Raw genomic sequence first — 15,579 nt, forward strand, 5'->3', positions numbered from 1 at the left:
CGCGTCAGTACCGGATGCGGGGATCGAACGCCGCGTAGGCGCAATCGACCACCAGGTTGACCAGCACGTATAGCGCCGCGAAGAACAGCGTCAGGCCCTGGATGACGGGATAGTCGCGCGCCAGCACGGCCTCGACCACCAGCCGACCGAGGCCGGGAATGTTGAACACCGACTCGGTGACCACCACGCCGCTGATCAGCAGCGCGATGCCCAGGCCCACCACCGTGGCGATCGGCACCGCCGCGTTGCGCAGCGCATGGCCCAGCAGCACGCCGGTCTCGCCACGGCCCTTGGCGCGCGCCGTGCGGATGAAGTCTTCGCCCATGACCTCGATGATGCTGGTGCGGGTGATGCGCGCGATCAGCGCGACGTACACGGTGGACAGCGCCAGCGCGGGCAGGATCAGCCGCTGCAGCCAGGGCCACGGGCCGCCCGACAGCGGCGCATAGCCCTGGATGGGCAGCCAGGCCAGCTCGATGGAGAACAGCCAGATCAGCGCGTAGCCGGTGACGAACACCGGCACCGAGAAGCCCAGCACCGACAGGCCCATCACGGCGCGGTCCAGCAGCCGGCCCTGCCGCCAGGCGGCCAGGACGCCCAGCGGAATCGCCACGGCCAGCGTGAAGACCAGCGTGAGCGCGGCCAGGCCCAGGGTGGGTTCGAGCCGGCGGGCGATCAGTTGCGAGACCGGCGTACCCGACATCAGCGAGGCGCCCACGTCGCCTTGCAGCAGGTTGCCGCCCCAGATCAGGAATTGCTCGGCCAAGGGCTTGTCCAGCCCCATGGCCTGGCGGATCTGCGCCACGCGCTCGGGCGTGGCGGCGTCGCCCGCCATGACCACCGCCGGGTCGCCCGGCGCCAGCCGCAGGATGGCGAACACCACCACGGCCACCAATGCCAGCACGGGCAGGATGGCCAGCAGGCGGCGCAGGATGAACAGAAGCATGGCGGTGCGGGGCTGGGCGCGTTCAAGGCGCCCGGCCGACGTTCCAGAACACGAACGCGGGTGCGCGTACCAGGCCGCTGAGCTTGGTGGAGTACACCGTGGGCACGGCCATCTGGCCCAGCGGCACGTACAGGCCTTCGTCGATGCCGATGCGCTGCAGCTCGTCCGCGATGCGCTTTTGCTCGGCGGGATCGGCGCTCAGGGCGAAGCGCGTGCGCAGTTCCTCGACCCGCGGCAGGTCGGGCCAGCCGAACCACGCGTTGTCGCCGTTGGCGGCCGCAGGCGCGGAACGCACCGGATCCATGATGTCGGTGGCGTACCAGTTGGTGTTGTGGATGCTCCAGCCGCCCTGTGCCACCGGGGCCTTCGAGGCCCGGCGCGTGGCCACCGTCTGCCAATCCATCGCCGCCAGGTTGACGTTGAAGCCGGCCGCGCGCAGCGCCTGCGCCATCACCACCGGCTGCGGGCTGAGCGTGCCCAGGTCGGAGGCCTGCATCATGAGCACGGGCGTGTTGTCGTAGCCGGCCTCTTTCAGCAGCGCGCGAGCCTTGTCGGGATTCGCGCGCACGACCATCCCGCTGTCCGCGTCGCTCTCGAAGGGCGTGCCGCAGCCCCACAGCGATCCGCAGGTACGCCAGTATTTGGGGTTGCCCACCAGCGCCTTCATCACGTCTTCCTGGCCGATCGCGTACATGGCGGCCTGGCGGATCTTCTTGTTGTCGAAGGGCGGTTGCTTGAAGTTGAAGCGGTACATCACGTAATAGCTGACCGGGCTGACCGTCTCTTCCTTCAGGTCGGGGTTGCCCTCGACCATGGGCAGCAGGTCGTACGGGAACTGCTCGACGAAGTCGATCTCGCCGCCCAGCAGCGCGTTGGCCGCCGTCAGCGCGTCGGGCATCACGTCCCATTCGACCTTGTCCACCTTGACGACCTTGCCGCCGGCCATGCCGCTGGGCGGCTCCTGGCGCGGCACGTAGTCGGCGTTCTTCACGTACACGGTGCGCACGCCGGGATTGAACTCGGCCATCTTGAACGGTCCCGAGCCCGTGAAGTCGGTGATGGGCTTGCCCAGCGGTGTTTCGGCGATGCGCTTGGGCATCATGAAGGCGGCCGTACCCGTGGGCTTGGACAGGGCGCGCAACGCCAGGTCTGTGGGCGCTTTCATGACGATGCGGAAGGTCTTCTCGTCCACCGCCTCGATGCGGTCGGTGAGCTTCAGCATGGTGCGGCCCATGATGTCGCCGGCGGCCCAGCGCTGGATGGACGCGACGCAATCCTCCGACGTGACGGGCGTGCCGTCGTGCCACTTCAGGCCCGGCCGCAGCGTCATCGTATAGGTCGTCAGGTCTTTCGAGATTTCCCACTTCTGCAGCATCTGCGGCTGGATCTTGTTGTCGGCATCGGTGGCCAGCAACGTGTCGTAGATCATGTAGCCGTGCCACGTCGTGATGTAGGCCGTGGTGGCGTGGGGGTCGGTCAGCCGCAGCGGCGAATTCATGACGGCCTTGATGACCGTCTCGGCGTGCGCGGCGGCCGTGGCCGCGAGCAGCGCGGCGCCCAGCGCGGCGGCTAGCGCCAGCGTGCGTAGGTGCCTCAGCATGGCGTCTCCCCGATGTCGTGGGCCGGCGGGGCGTCTCCCGGCCAGCGTTGCATGATGCTTTTGTCTGTGGTGTGAAAGCGGATGGCGTCCTCGCCCGGCGGCTGTGCGTCGCCGGGCAGGGCGCCCGTCCAGCCGCCGAAGGCATGCCATGTCCGCGCGGCGGGCACGGGTACGTTGATGCCGGCCAGGCCGGTGCGGACCTGCCGCCCGAAAGCGAGCGCCGTGCCGCCGTCCGCGGTGAAGCACGATGCCGCGTTGGCGGATTCGTGGGCGTTGACCAGCGCGATCGCCGCGGCCAGGTCGGGCACGCGCAGGATGTTGAGTACCGGTCCGTAGATTTCTTCGCGATAGATGTTCATGCGAGGCGCCACGTGGTCGAACAGCGTGGCGCCCAGGAAGAAGCCGCGTTCATGGCCAGGCACGGAAAGCCCGCGGCCGTCCACGCGCAGCGTGGCGCCCGAAGCTTCGCCATCCTCGATGTAGCGCATCACGCTCAGGCGATGCTGCGGGGTCGGCAGCGGCCCCATCTGCGCGCCGGGCGACAGGCCGTGGCCGATGGCCAATGCACGCACGCGCGGCGCCAGGCGTTCGGCCAGGGCGTCGCCGATGTCGCCCACCGCCACGGCGATCGCATTGGCCATGCCGCGCAGGCTGGCCGAGCCGAAGGCGCCCGCCATCAACGCGTCGGCGGCGCGGTCCAGGTCCGCATCGGGCATGACCACGATGTGATGCTTCGCGCTGCCCAGCGCCTGCACGCGCTTGCCGTGCCGCGTGGCTTCGGTGTGCACCTCCTGGGCGACCGGCGTGGAGCCGATGAAGGAGACGGCGGCGATGTCGCGATGGGCGATCAGCGTATCGATGGCCTGCTTGTCGCCGAACAGCACATTGAAGGCGCCGTCGGGCAATCCGGCCTGCCGCAGCAGATGGCCCACGCGCAACGCTGCCGACGGCGTGCGCTGCGAAGGCTTGAGGATGAAGACGTTGCCGCACGCCAGCGCCAGCGCGAATTGGGCGCACGGCGCCAGCAGCGGCAGGCTGGACGGCGTGATGCCCAGCACGATGCCCAGCGGGGCGCGGACGCGCCAGTTGTCGATGCCGCTTTCGGCAGACGCCACGCGCCGGGTGTCCAGCCGCCCCGCGATGTCACAGGCGTGCGCCACCGCCTCGATGCCGCGCGCCACCTCGTCCACGGCCTCGGCCAGCACCTTGCCGTGCTCGCGCACGATCAGCTCGGCCAGTTCGTCCTGGTGCTGTTGCAGCAGGCCCTGGAACTCGGCCAGCACCCGTGCGCGTTGCTGGGGGGGCATGGCGGACCAGTCGGGAAAAGCCATGCTCGCGGCGGCCAGCGCGCCATCGATTTCCATGGGGCCGGCCAGGGGAACCGATCGCGTGACCGTGCCCTCGGCGGGATCGAAACCGTCCGCGTAGCGTCCGCTGCGGCCCTCGCAGGCCAGACCGTTGATGTAGAGGCTCAGTTGCTTCATTGTCGTACTGCGATGACGCCTGTCAGGCGATGTCCTTCAATACCTTGCCGATGCGCTCGAAGATCTCGCCGATCTGCGCTTCGTCGATGATCAGCGGCGGGGAAACCGCCAGGATGTCGCCGGTGTAGCGCACCAGCAGGCCCTGGTCGAAGCATTTCTGGAAGGCCTCGGCGGCGCGGGCGCCCGGCGCGCCGTCGCGCGGCGCCAGTTCGATGCCCGCCACCAGCCCCAGGTTGCGCACGTCGATCACGTTCGGCGCGCCCTCGAGCGAATGGGCCGCGGCCTCGAACGCGGGCGACAGCGTGCGCGCGCGTTCGAACAGGCCTTCGCGGCGGTAGATGTCCAGCGTGGCCAGGATGGCCGCGGTGGCCAGCGGATGCGCCGAATAGGTGTAGCCGTGGAAGAACTCGATGCCGCCCTCGACGCTGCCCACGATGGCGTCGTGCACCTCGCGGCGCACCGCGACCGCGCCGGCCGGCACCGCGGCGTTGCTCACACCCTTGGCCATGGCGATCAGGTCGGGCGTGACGCCGAAGAATTCGCTGGCGGTGGCCGCGCCGAGGCGGCCATAGGCGGTGATGACTTCGTCGAAGATCAGCAGGATGCCATGCCGGGCCGTGATCTCGCGCAGCTTCTCCAGGTAGCCCTTGGGCGGAACCAGCACGCCTGTCGAGCCGGCCATCGGCTCGACGATGACGGCCGCGATGGTCGAGGCGTCATGCAGCGTGACCAGGCGTTCCAACTCTTCGGCCAGATGCGCGCCCCAGGCGGGCTGGCCCTTGGACCAGGCGTTCTGCTGCAGATTGTGCGTGTGCGGCAGGTGATCGACCGCGGGCAGCAGCGCGCCCGAGAAGGTCTTGCGGTTGGGCGAAATGCCGCCCACCGAGATGCCGCCGAAACCGACGCCGTGATAGCCGCGCTCGCGGCCGATCAGCCGGGTGCGCTGGCCTTCGCCGCGCGCGCGGTGATAGGCCAGGGCGATCTTCAGGGCGGTGTCGACCGACTCGGAGCCCGAATTGGTGAAGAAGATGCGGTCCAGCCCCTCGGGCATGAAGCCCGCCACGGCGCTGGCGGCTTCGAAGGCCTGGGGGTGCGCCAGCTGGAAGCCGGGCGCGTAGTCCAGCGACGCCGCCTGGCGCGCGATGGCCTGCACGATCTCGGCGCGGGCATGCCCGGCATTCACGCACCACAGGCCCGCCGTGCCGTCCAGGATGCGGCGCCCATCTGCCGACGTGTAGTACATGCCCTCGGCCGAGGCCAGCAGCCGGGGCTTGGCCTTGAACTGCTTGTTGGCGGTGAAGGGCATCCACAGATGGGACAGGTCGGGTTGGCCGGCGGGGGCATTCATGGCGGACTCCGTTGAAGGCGTTTTTTCGGGGAAACGGCAGGCCTGTGATCCGGGCACGGCTGGCCTGGCGGGAATCGTTCGATGCGGATTGGCCCGGTCCGTCTGCGACTATAAATCGATTCGGCGCCACCCGCGCGATGGCGCGGGCCGCCCGACCGTGAGCAGGCCGCCACAGCTTGCGCAGGTGTCTGGAATGCCGGCGGATTCTCCCGGCCTTGCGCGGGCAGCCGCGCCAGGCCCGGCAGAGCCCGTCAGCCCGCCACGCGCCGGTACGTCACGAAGTCGTAGGGGTAGCCGTTCTCGGCCGGCTGCGGCAGGCGTTCGGTTTCTTCCCACCGGCCCGCGGGCAGTTCCGGAAACCACGCGTCGCCATCGATCTGCGCGTGCACTTCGGTGGCGATGATGCGGTCGGCGCGCGGCAACGCCAGCGTGTAGATCTGCGCGCCGCCGATCACGAAGGCTTCCTGGTCGGCGGGGCAGGCGGCCAGGGCGGCATCCAGCGAGGGCACGACCACCGCACCCTGGGCCACGTAGCCGGGATTGCGCGTGATGACGATGTTGGCGCGGCCAGGTAGCGGCCGGCCCAGCGATTCCCAGGTGTTGCGGCCCATCACGATGGGATGGCCCAGCGTGCTGCGCTTGAAGTGAGCGAGGTCGCCCGGCAGTTTCCAGGGCAGGGCGTTGTCGCGGCCGATGACGCGGTTGTCGGCATAGGCCACGATGAGGGAGAGGCGGGACGGCATGGACAGGAAGGGCGTGCGCAGTGTTGATGTGACGGGGGCTCAGACGGCCATGGGGGCGGTCAGCGGCGGATGGTGCCGGTAGCCTTCGAGCTGGAAGTCGGATGGCTCGATGCGCTCCAGCCAGTCGGGCTCGTACCTGCCGGTCTGCGCGTAGTCGGGAATGCGGTCGCTCAGCACCAGCCTGGGCGCCTCGTAGGGCTCGCGGCGCAGTTGCTCCTGCAGCATGTCCACGTGGTTCTCGTAGATGTGCGCATCGCCGATGAAGTACGTGAACCAGCGCGGCGTATAGCCCGTCAGCCGGCCGATCAGGTGCGTCAGGGCCGCGCCTTCCGTCAGGTTGAAGGGCGTGCCCAGGCCCAGGTCGTTGGAGCGGATGTACAGGCACAGCGAGATCTCGCGGCGGGCCTGGTTGACCAGGAACTGGTAGAGCAGGTGGCAGGGCGGCAGCGCCATTTCCTCGAGCTGCGCCCAGTTCCAGCCGTGGAACAGGATGCGGCGGCTGCCAGGATCCTCGATGATGGTGTCCAGGCAGGCGCGCAACTGGTCGATGGCCTTGTACAGCACGACGCTGCCCGCCGCCGACGAGCCTTCGGGCTCGTCCAGCACGCCGACACGGCGATAGCCGCGCGCCAGGGCATCGGCCATCTGCGCCTCGCTGTGCGGCTGGCCCAGCGGGATGGTTTTATAGGCGGGCCATTCGCGCCATTGCACGCCGTAGACCGGACCGAGATCGCCCGCGCCCAACCGGTACGGATTGGCCAGCCATGCCGCGTTCTCGTTGGCGTTCTGGTCCCAGACCTTGCAGCCCAGCGCGTTGAACTCGGCGGCATTGCGGCTGGCACGCATGAAGCCCACCAGTTCGCCGATGGCGGACTTGAACGCCAGCTTCTTGGTGGTGACGGCGGGGAACCCCTGCTGAAGATCGAACTTCATCATCGCGCCGGGCATGCTGAGCGTGCGGACGCCGGTGCGGTTTTCCTGCCAGGTGCCGTTGTCGAAGACGTCCTGGACGAGGGCGAGGTATTGCTTCATGGTGTTCCTTTCATGCCGTGCGGCCGCACGGGTGTTGCGGTTCAGGCCTGGGCCTGGGTGTCGACGATGTCGACGGTGAAGCCCAGTTCGGCCGTCTTGGCCAGCATGGCCGACGCCGAGCAGTACTTCTCGTGCGACAGCTGCACCGCGCGTTCGACCGCCGCGCGAGGCAGGTTGGCGCCGGTGACGGTGAAAGCGAAGTTGATGCGGGTGAAGACCTTGGGATCGGTGTCGGCCCGGTCTGCCTCGAGCTTGACGCTGCAGCCGGTGACGGCATGGCGGCCGCGCTTGAGGATCAGCACCACATCGTACGCCGTGCAGGCGCCGGTGCCGGCCAGCAGCATTTCCATGGGGCGGGGGGCCAGGTTATGGCCGCCGCCATCGACGGCGCCGTCCATCACCGCCACGTGGCCGCTGCCCGTGCTGGCGGTGAACAGCATGCCGGAGGGGCCGCCCCAGTCGATCGTGCATTCCATCTTCAGGTCCTTGGGCGGCCCGCGGGCCGCGTCTAGTCTATATAGAGGTAACCGGGATCCCTCGGCCAGGCGCGCCGGGCACGTGCGTTGCGCAAACGGGATCCAGATCAAAAACCGATGATACCCGGCCCTTACAATCAGGGGATCAGAGTCCCGCCCGCCGTCAGGGGCAGGCCATCGCCCAAGGAGTCCACCATGTCCGCGCCTTTCCTTCCCGCCCCGTTCTTCGTGCGCCGCGCCGGCCCGCTGGACGCGTTGCTGGGCGAGGCCGACCGGGCGCTGCGCGTGCTGTCGCGCGCGGCCACCGCCAGCCGGCCGTATCCCGCCGACGCGCCCGAGGCCGCCGATACGCTGGGCGAACGCGAGCGCCGCCATGCCGCCGGCCTGATGCGCGTCAATCATGTGGGCGAGGTCTGCGCCCAGGCGCTCTACCGCGGCCAGGCCGTGGCGTGCCGCGACGAAGCGGCGCGCAACCTGATGCATTCGGCCGCTGCCGAAGAAGTCGACCATCTGGCCTGGTGCGACCGCCGCCTGCAGGAGCTCGACAGCCGTCCCAGCCTGCTGAACCCGTTGTGGTATGCGGGCTCGTTTGCATTGGGCGTGCTGGCCAGCGCCGCCGGCGCGCCGCGCAACCTGGGTTTCATGGCCGAGACCGAGCGCCAGGTCGAAGAGCACCTGGACAGCCACCTGCGCACCTTGCCGGAACGGGACCAGCGCTCGCGCCAGATCGTGCGTCAGATGCGCGACGAGGAGGCGGCGCATCGCGCCAGCGCCGAACGGGCGGGCGGCGTGGCGCTGCCCGCGCCGGTGCGCGGCGCCATGCGCGCCATGTCCAGGGTGATGACCCGCACGGCGTACTGGATCTGAAAACCCTTCCGCCATCAGGGGATGGTGCGTCGCGCAAAAAAAGGGGTCGCAGGTTGGGCGGCGCCTTTTTTCTAGCACGCGTCCCAGGGCAGTGTCCCTAGGGTTTGCATGTAAGGGTTAGCCCAGCCATTCGCCGGATAAGTCGACAAGAGTTCGACCATCTCCCTGGGAAGCCCAGGGGAGAGGGCCGAAATTCCGTCCAATCCCGATGCAATTTCGCAACACATGGCTTTTCTGCCGCGACGGCCCAAAAAATTCTTGCATTGCACAAATCGTTTGGGTAAGATTCGTACATCGGATGTCGAAACGCAAACGGCGCGGTGCAAAACCCCGGTTGCAATGGTTCTGGCAGTAGCCCAACCCCGACATGCCACGGTTGTCTCCTCCACCCTCCTCCTTTGGTGGATTTAGCCCGAGATCTTACGATCTCGGGCTTTTTTTTAGCCCTTTTTAATGCGTCCCCAATAAGTTTGATTGTTGGGCGGGTTCTCATGGTTTTCCCGAACGTTACAATGCCCTGATTCGCGGCGTTGCCGCGTCATGGGCAGAGCCGCTCGCAACCCCCTGGGCCGCCTTCGGTCTCGTTACGATCTTTACCCAGGGCTTGCACTTCTCTGGTGTCTCGCATACACAAGCGTTACATCAGCCGCCCATAATGGCAACCCTGTCTCGACAGACCATCCAAAGGTGATTCAGTGACCTGGCTGTATATCTGCGTGGTCGCGTTCATGGTGGGGGGACTCATCGTGGCGTCCGAGCGCTGGCACGGCGCTTTCACGGGCGACAGCGACTTCAACAAACCGCAGGCCTCGCATGCGCGAGCCACGCCGCGCGTCGGCGGTCTGGCCGTCCTTGCCGGCTCGCTGGCGGGCCTGCTGGTGCTCGGCCCCAGCAACATGACCCTGACGTGGCTTTGGCCCGCGTTGTTCGTCTCCGCGCTGCCCGTCTTCGTGGCTGGCCTGCTGGAAGACATCACGAAAGACATCGGCGCCAGCCGCCGCCTGCTGGCCGCGTTCGGTTCCGCCGCCATCGCCTGGTGGCTGCTGGGCGGCGTCAGCAAGGTCGGTATCTATTGGGCCGACTGGGTGCTGTCGTTCTGGCCGGTCTCCCTGATCTTCACGATGTTCGCCGTGGGTGGCTGCACGCATGCCCTGAACATCGTCGACGGCATGAACGGCCTGGCCGGGATGGTGGCCACGTTGATGGCCGTGTCCATCAGTCTGGTGGCGCTGCAAGTGGGCGACATGCCCATCTTCATGATCTCCGCCGCGCTGGCTTCGGCCACGCTGGGCTTCCTGGTCTGGAATTTCCCGTTCGGCCGCGTCTTCCTGGGCGATGGCGGGGCGTACTTCCTGGGGTTCATGCTGGCCGAGCTGGCCGTGCTGCTGGTCGTGCGCAATCCGTCGGTCTCGCCGTTCTACGCGCTGGCGGTGCTGTTCTATCCCGTCTTCGAGACCGGTTTCTCCATCTGGCGCCGCCGCTTCAAGCGCGGCGTGCCGGTGGATCAGCCGGACGCGCTGCACCTGCATCAACTGGTCTTCCGCCGCCTGGTGCGCGTCACGTTCAGCCGGGGCCGCCGCCACGCGGTGCCCGCGCTGTGCAACGCCATGGCCTCTCCTTACATGTGGGTGCTGGCCCTGATCGGCCTGGTGCCCGCCACCATCTGGTGGGACAACGCCTGGTTCCTCTGCGGCAGCCTGGTGGTGTTCGCCAGCGTCTACACCTGGCTCTACATGCGCCTGGTGTCGTGGCGGCGCCCCGGTTGGCTGCTGCTTCCGTCGGTGCTTCGCACGCCTTGAAGTTCCCTTTCCGCTCGCGCGGTCACCATTGCGGCCTCATGGCCGCTGGGGCAGTGTTGCCGTCCCACTCGCAGCCTTGCACGGTTTGGATGGCGACCGCGTTGTATTCCCTCTGAAATCTGAATTGCGGTTCCGATCCGCCGAAACAAGGAAGAGTTATGTTGCGTATTCAGGATGTGAAACTGGCCGTCGTCGGTCTCGGTTACGTCGGCTTGCCGCTGGCAGTCGAGTTCGGCAAGAAGCGCTCCGTCATCGGCTTCGATATCAACACGCGTCGTATCGACGCACTGAAGTCCGGCCACGACCACACGCTGGAAGTCGAGGACGAAGAGCTGGCCAGCGCCAAGCACCTGTCGTACTCCGCCCAGCGCGACGACCTGAAGGCCGCCAACGTCTACATCGTCACGGTGCCCACGCCCATCGACGAGTACAAGAACCCTGACCTGACGCCCCTTATCAAGGCCAGCGAAACCATCGGCGCCGTGCTCAAGCGCGGCGACATCGTCATCTACGAGTCCACCGTCTACCCCGGCGCCACCGAGGAAGACTGCGTGCCCGTGCTCGAACGCGTGTCGGGCCTGAAGTTCAACGAAGACTTCTACGCCGGCTACAGTCCCGAGCGCATCAACCCGGGCGACAAGGAACACCGCGTCAGCACCATCAAGAAGGTCACCTCCGGCTCGACGCCCGAGGTCGCCGACCTGGTCGATGCGCTGTACGGCGAGATCATCGTCGCCGGCACCCACAAGGCCTCCAGCATCCGAGTGGCCGAGGCCGCGAAGGTCATCGAGAACACCCAGCGCGACGTCAACATCGCCCTGATCAACGAACTGGCCCTGATCTTCAACAAGATGGGCATCGACACCGAGTCCGTGCTGAAGGCCGCCGGCACCAAGTGGAACTTCCTGCCGTTCCGTCCGGGCCTGGTGGGCGGCCACTGCATCGGCGTGGACCCGTACTACCTGACGCACAAGGCGCAATCGATCGGCTACAACCCGGAAATCATCCTGGCCGGCCGCCGCCTGAACGACTCCATGGGCGGCTACGTGGTGTCGCAACTGGTCAAGTGCATGACCAAGAAGCGCATCCACGTGCAGGGCGCGCGCGTGCTGGTGATGGGCCTGACCTTCAAGGAAAACTGCCCCGACCTGCGCAACACCCGCGTGGTCGACATCGTGAAGGAACTGGGCGAGTACGACGTGGCGGTCGACGTCTACGATCCGTGGGTCGATGCCGAGGAAGCGCAGCACGAATACGGCTTCAAGCCGGTGGCGCAACCCCAGGAAGGCGTTTACGATGCCGTCATCCTGGCCGTGGCACATCACCAGTTCGTCGAAATGGGCGTGCAGGCCATCCGCAAGTTCGGCAAGACGGCCCACGTGCTGTACGACCTGAAGTACGTGCTGGCTCCGCAAGACGCCGACCTGCGCCTGTAACGCCATCACGATCAGAACCGGGAGAGCGAATGAGTACTCGCTACGAACAGATTCTCGCGCAGGTGCGCCAACAGCCCCGCAAGTGGCTGGTGACCGGGTGCGCGGGCTTCATCGGCTCCAATCTGCTGGAGCACTTGCTGGCCCTGGACCAGGAAGTCGTCGGCCTCGACAACTTCGCCACGGGCCACCGCCATAACCTCGACGAAGTGCAGCGCAGCGTCACGCCCGAGCAATGGGCGCGCTTTCACTTCATCGAGGGCGACATCCGGGACCTCGAAACCTGCCAGAAGGCTTCGCAGGGTGTGCAGCATGTGCTGCACCAGGCCGCGCTGGGTTCGGTCCCGCGCTCGCTGAAAGACCCGATCACGACCAATGGCGTGAACATCGGCGGCTTCCTGAACATGCTGGTGGCCGCGCGCGACGCGCAGGTGCAGTCCTTCGTGTACGCCGCGTCCAGCTCAACCTACGGCGACCATCCCGGCCTGCCCAAGGTGGAAGACACCATCGGCAAGCCGTTGTCGCCCTACGCGGTCACCAAGTACGTCAACGAACTGTACGCCGACGTGTTCGCGCGGTCGTACGGCTTCGGCAGCGTGGGCCTGCGTTACTTCAACGTGTTCGGCAAGCGCCAGGATCCCGAAGGCGCCTACGCCGCGGTCATCCCCAAGTGGACGGCCGCGATGATCCGCGGTGAAGACGTCGTCATCAACGGCGATGGCGACACCAGCCGCGATTTCTGCTTCATCGAGAACGCGGTGCAGGCCAACCTGCTGGCGTCGCTGGCGCAGCCCGAAGGCGTCAACCAGGTCTACAACGTGGCCTACAGCGGCCGCACCACGCTGAACCAGCTGTTCGACTTCCTGAAGCAGACGCTGGCGCAGCAGGGTGTGAGCTACGAGAAGCCGGCGAAGTATGCCGACTTCCGGGCGGGCGACGTGCGGCACTCGCAGGCCGACATCGGCAAGGCCGGCAAGCTGCTGGGCTACCAGCCGGCCTACGACATCCTGCGCGGCCTCGAAACCGCCATGCCCTGGTACACGCAGTTCCTGCGCTGAGATGAAAGCCCCCCCCTACGCGCTGTCGCGCACCCCCCAGGGGGCGGCACTGGCGGACCGGCAAAGCCGGATCCGCTGTGCCCTGGCCTGGGCCGGGTTCTTTCATGCGCCGTCGGGGGCGTGTGCCGCACCGTGTACAGCTTGATTTGAAAGCGTTCATCCGTCGCTTCGAAAATGTCCACCCGGACCACCAACGCATCTTCAGGGGTGCGTTCCGGGTGGCGCTCTTCCTGATACTGGGCAAGGCCGCCGGCGCGCTGAAGGAAATGGCGGTGGCATACCGCTACGGCATCAGCGACGCCGTCGATGCCTACCAGTTCACCCTGACCATGGCCAACTGGCTGCCCGTCACGCTGGTGGGCTCGCTGTCGGTCGTCCTGATTCCCGTGCTGGTGAAACTGCGGCGCACGCCGCTGCACGAGCGCGACCGTTTCATTCAAGAACTGCAGGGCATCACGCTGCTGATCGGCATTGCGCTGGCGGTGCTTACCGCCGTGGCGTGGCCCTGGGTGCTGCGCTGGCTGGGACCCGGGCTGTCGCCGACCGTGGCGGGGATGACGCACGAACTGCTGTTCGCCTTCGTGCCGGTGTCCGCCTTGCTGCTGATCGCCGGCATCAGCGCCGCGCGCCTGCGGGCGCACGAGCGTCACGTCAATACCTTGCTGGACAGCGTGCCCGCCGTGGCCACGCTGGCCTGGGTGATGCTGGCCGCCACCACCTCCGACAACGTCGGTCCGCTGCTGTGGGGCACGCTGGTGGGCTACACCATCCAGGTGGCCTGGCTGGCCTGGCTGGCCGCGCGCGCCGATGGCGGCCTGTGGGGCGTGCCGCGGGTGTCGCTGTCGTCGCCGCATTGGCATGGCCTCTTGACCGCGCTGGGCGTGATGACCATCGGCCAGGTGGCCATGAGCTTCGTCGGTCCCATCGATCAATATGCCGCGGCCAACCTGGGCGACAACGCCAATGCCACGCTGGGCTATGCCACGCGGCTGCTGTCCCTGGTGCTGGGCGTGGGCGCGGCCTCGGTCGGCCGCGCGGCGCTGCCCGTGCTGGCCGACGTGCAAAGCCGTGGGGATATCGTGCGCGCGCGCGCCATGGCGCTGAAGTGGTCGGTGCTGATGGTGGGCGCGGGCGTGGCCGCGGTGGTGGTGGGCTGGCTGCTGGCGCCGTGGGGCGTGGCGCTGCTGTTCGAACGGGGCGCCTTCACCGCGCAGAACACCGCGGCGGTGGCCAGCGTGCTGCGCTGGGGCCTGTTGCAACTGCCGTTCTATTTCGGCGTGCTGATCCTGGTGCAACTGCTGGCCAGCCAGGGCCGCTACCGCATCATGGCGTCCATTGCCGTGGCCAATTTCGCCCTGAAGGCGGGCATGACCCTGTACCTGGCGCCGCGCATGGGCGCCGAGGGCATCATGCTGGCCACCAGCCTGATGTACCTGCTGTCCTACGCCTGCTACACGCTGGTGGCGCTGCGCCAGCCGCCCGCCGCGCCGCCCAAGGGAGGCGTGTCCGATACCGCCGCGCCCGTGCAGGCGAAGGGGGCGGCATGACGAGCTTGACGCGTCTGCGTGGAAGCGGAGGTTCCCGTCCGGGGACGATCAATCGACCCCAGGGGGCATCATGAGCAACCAGAACCGCCCCGATGACCGCGCCGCGCATCCCTTGCGCGTGCTGGTCTTCATCCATTCGCTGCAAGGCGGCGGCGCCGAACGCGTCGCGGCCGACCTCAGCGCGGGCTGGGCACAGGCTGGCCATGACGTCATGGTGGTCACGCAGACGGACAGCGCGGGTGACGTCTACTCGCTGGATCCGCGCGTGCAGCGCCGTTCTTTGGGCACCGCCGGGCTGCGGGGCCTGTGGGCCAACGTGCAGCGGGTGCGCGCCCTGCGCGCAGTGCTGCGCGAGTTCTCGCCCGACATCGTGCTGGGCATGATGACCACGGCATCCGTGCTGGCGGTGCTGGCCGCGCGCGGCCTGCCGTGCCGCGTGATTGCCACGGAGCACGCGCATCCGCCGTCTCAGGCCATGTCGGGCCTGTGGCAGCGCCTGCGCCGCTTCGCCTATCCGCGTGCGGCGCGCGTGGTCGCGCTGACCGACGGCACCGCGCGGTGGATCGAACAGCACGTGCCCGGTTCGCGCCTGGCCGTCATCCCCAATGCCGTGCGCTGGCCGCTGCCGCAAGGCGAGCCTCGCCTGGATGCCACGCGGCCCGCCGGCCGCCAGCGCCTGCTGGCCGTGGGCCGGCTGCATGCCGACAAGGGCTTCGACCTGCTTTTGCAGGCCTATGCCCAGGTGGCGCCGCGCCATCCGTCGTGGGACCTGGTCATGCTGGGCGAGGGCGAGCAGCGGCAGGCCTTGCAGCAGCAGATCGATGCCGCGGGGCTGGGCGGACGCGTGGCGCTGCCGGGCCGCGCGGGTAACGTGGGCGACTGGTACGCGCAGTCCGATCTCTACGTGCTCAGTTCGCGTTTCGAAGGCTTGTCGAATACGCTGATCGAGGCCCTGGCCAGCGGCCTGGCGGCGGTCAGCTTCGATTGCGACACGGGCCCGCGGGAAATCGTGCGCGAGGGCGTGGACGGCGTGCTGGTCCGCCCCAATGGCGATCCCGCCGCGCTGGCGGGGGCGCTGGATGCGATGATGGGTGACGATGCCCGCAGGCAGGCCATGGCGGCGCAGGCGACAGAAGCGCGCCAGCGTTTTTCGGCCGAACGCATCCTGGCGATGTGGCAGCAGGTTTTCGACGAGGCGCTGGCGACCGGGAAGCCGCCGCGCGCCTCTACACAATGAATAAAGCGA

The 15,579-nt window shown here is 67.8% G+C and carries 13 protein-coding genes; 6 read left to right on the forward strand and 7 right to left on the reverse strand.

The window, feature by feature from the left end; all coding sequences use genetic code 11:
* Nucleotides 1-4: 4 nt before the first annotated feature.
* The 7 genes from A7W11_RS10540 to A7W11_RS10570 form a co-directional block, all read right to left on the reverse strand.
* A complete protein-coding gene (locus A7W11_RS10540) occupies nt 5-946 on the reverse strand; it encodes an ABC transporter permease (protein WP_066411389.1) in 942 nt (313 codons plus the stop codon).
* A gap of 22 nt (nt 947-968) precedes the next feature.
* Nucleotides 969-2,546, reverse strand: coding sequence for an ABC transporter substrate-binding protein (locus A7W11_RS10545; RefSeq protein ID WP_066411392.1), 1,578 nt, complete (start codon nt 2,544-2,546; stop codon nt 969-971).
* The gene (gene mmsA / locus A7W11_RS10550; RefSeq protein WP_066411394.1) at nt 2,540-4,030 is read right to left on the reverse strand and encodes a CoA-acylating methylmalonate-semialdehyde dehydrogenase; all 1,491 of its coding nucleotides are present in this window, start codon (nt 4,028-4,030) and stop codon (nt 2,540-2,542) included. The genes A7W11_RS10545 and mmsA overlap by 7 nt, the downstream gene beginning before the upstream one ends.
* Nucleotides 4,031-4,052: 22 nt before the next feature.
* Nucleotides 4,053-5,378, reverse strand: coding sequence for an omega-aminotransferase AptA (aptA, locus tag A7W11_RS10555; RefSeq protein ID WP_066411397.1), 1,326 nt, complete (start codon nt 5,376-5,378; stop codon nt 4,053-4,055).
* A gap of 251 nt (nt 5,379-5,629) precedes the next feature.
* A complete protein-coding gene (locus tag A7W11_RS10560) occupies nt 5,630-6,121 on the reverse strand; it encodes a dihydrofolate reductase (protein WP_066411406.1) in 492 nt (163 codons plus the stop codon).
* Between the two features lie 39 nt (nt 6,122-6,160).
* Nucleotides 6,161-7,153 carry a thymidylate synthase gene (locus A7W11_RS10565; RefSeq protein ID WP_066411416.1) on the reverse strand — a complete coding sequence of 331 codons (993 nt, stop codon included), beginning with the start codon at nt 7,151-7,153 and terminating at the stop codon, nt 6,161-6,163.
* Nucleotides 7,154-7,194: 41 nt separating this feature from the next.
* On the reverse strand, nt 7,195-7,629 hold the full coding sequence (locus A7W11_RS10570) for an OsmC family protein (RefSeq protein ID WP_066411418.1): 435 nt from the start codon (nt 7,627-7,629) through the stop codon (nt 7,195-7,197).
* 195 nt (nt 7,630-7,824) lie between these two features.
* Between A7W11_RS10570 and coq7 the strand changes: the two genes are divergently transcribed.
* The 6 genes from coq7 (at nt 7,825) to A7W11_RS10600 (ending at nt 15,570) form a co-directional block, all read left to right on the forward strand.
* The gene (gene coq7, locus A7W11_RS10575) at nt 7,825-8,496 is read left to right on the forward strand and encodes a 2-polyprenyl-3-methyl-6-methoxy-1,4-benzoquinone monooxygenase (RefSeq protein WP_066411423.1); all 672 of its coding nucleotides are present in this window, start codon (nt 7,825-7,827) and stop codon (nt 8,494-8,496) included.
* 695 nt (nt 8,497-9,191) lie between these two features.
* Nucleotides 9,192-10,295, forward strand: coding sequence for an MraY family glycosyltransferase (locus A7W11_RS10580; RefSeq protein ID WP_066411426.1), 1,104 nt, complete (start codon nt 9,192-9,194; stop codon nt 10,293-10,295).
* A 158-nt stretch (nt 10,296-10,453) separates the two neighbouring features.
* The gene (gene tviB, locus A7W11_RS10585) at nt 10,454-11,731 is read left to right on the forward strand and encodes a Vi polysaccharide biosynthesis UDP-N-acetylglucosamine C-6 dehydrogenase TviB (protein WP_156523048.1); all 1,278 of its coding nucleotides are present in this window, start codon (nt 10,454-10,456) and stop codon (nt 11,729-11,731) included.
* Between the two features lie 29 nt (nt 11,732-11,760).
* On the forward strand, nt 11,761-12,786 hold the full coding sequence (locus A7W11_RS10590) for an SDR family oxidoreductase (protein WP_066411429.1): 1,026 nt from the start codon (nt 11,761-11,763) through the stop codon (nt 12,784-12,786).
* 146 nt (nt 12,787-12,932) lie between these two features.
* On the forward strand, nt 12,933-14,333 hold the full coding sequence (murJ, locus tag A7W11_RS10595; RefSeq protein ID WP_066411433.1) for a murein biosynthesis integral membrane protein MurJ: 1,401 nt from the start codon (nt 12,933-12,935) through the stop codon (nt 14,331-14,333).
* A gap of 70 nt (nt 14,334-14,403) precedes the next feature.
* Nucleotides 14,404-15,570 (forward strand): glycosyltransferase family 4 protein, encoded by a 1,167-nt coding sequence (locus tag A7W11_RS10600; RefSeq protein WP_066411437.1) that lies wholly within the window; start codon nt 14,404-14,406, stop codon nt 15,568-15,570.
* Nucleotides 15,571-15,579 lie beyond the last annotated feature (9 nt).

Source organism: Bordetella ansorpii (assembly GCF_900078315.1).
In the GTDB taxonomy this organism is placed as follows: Bacteria; Pseudomonadota; Gammaproteobacteria; order Burkholderiales; family Burkholderiaceae_B; genus Bordetella; species Bordetella ansorpii.

What these genes read in the sequence shown, in the direction of transcription:
- A7W11_RS10590 (WP_066411429.1), top strand. Translation starts at nt 11,761, where the DNA reads ATGAGTACTCGCTACGAACAGATTCTCGCGCAGGTGCGCCAACAGCCC.
- aptA (WP_066411397.1), bottom strand. Translation starts at nt 5,378, where the DNA reads ATGAATGCCCCCGCCGGCCAACCCGACCTGTCCCATCTGTGGATGCCC.
- A7W11_RS10600 (WP_066411437.1), top strand. Translation starts at nt 14,404, where the DNA reads ATGAGCAACCAGAACCGCCCCGATGACCGCGCCGCGCATCCCTTGCGC.
- A7W11_RS10565 (WP_066411416.1), bottom strand. Translation starts at nt 7,153, where the DNA reads ATGAAGCAATACCTCGCCCTCGTCCAGGACGTCTTCGACAACGGCACC.
- A7W11_RS10540 (WP_066411389.1), bottom strand. Translation starts at nt 946, where the DNA reads ATGCTTCTGTTCATCCTGCGCCGCCTGCTGGCCATCCTGCCCGTGCTG.
- A7W11_RS10570 (WP_066411418.1), bottom strand. Translation starts at nt 7,629, where the DNA reads ATGGAATGCACGATCGACTGGGGCGGCCCCTCCGGCATGCTGTTCACC.
- A7W11_RS10560 (WP_066411406.1), bottom strand. Translation starts at nt 6,121, where the DNA reads ATGCCGTCCCGCCTCTCCCTCATCGTGGCCTATGCCGACAACCGCGTC.
- coq7 (WP_066411423.1), top strand. Translation starts at nt 7,825, where the DNA reads ATGTCCGCGCCTTTCCTTCCCGCCCCGTTCTTCGTGCGCCGCGCCGGC.
- tviB (WP_156523048.1), top strand. Translation starts at nt 10,454, where the DNA reads ATGTTGCGTATTCAGGATGTGAAACTGGCCGTCGTCGGTCTCGGTTAC.
- A7W11_RS10545 (WP_066411392.1), bottom strand. Translation starts at nt 2,546, where the DNA reads ATGCTGAGGCACCTACGCACGCTGGCGCTAGCCGCCGCGCTGGGCGCC.
- mmsA (WP_066411394.1), bottom strand. Translation starts at nt 4,030, where the DNA reads ATGAAGCAACTGAGCCTCTACATCAACGGTCTGGCCTGCGAGGGCCGC.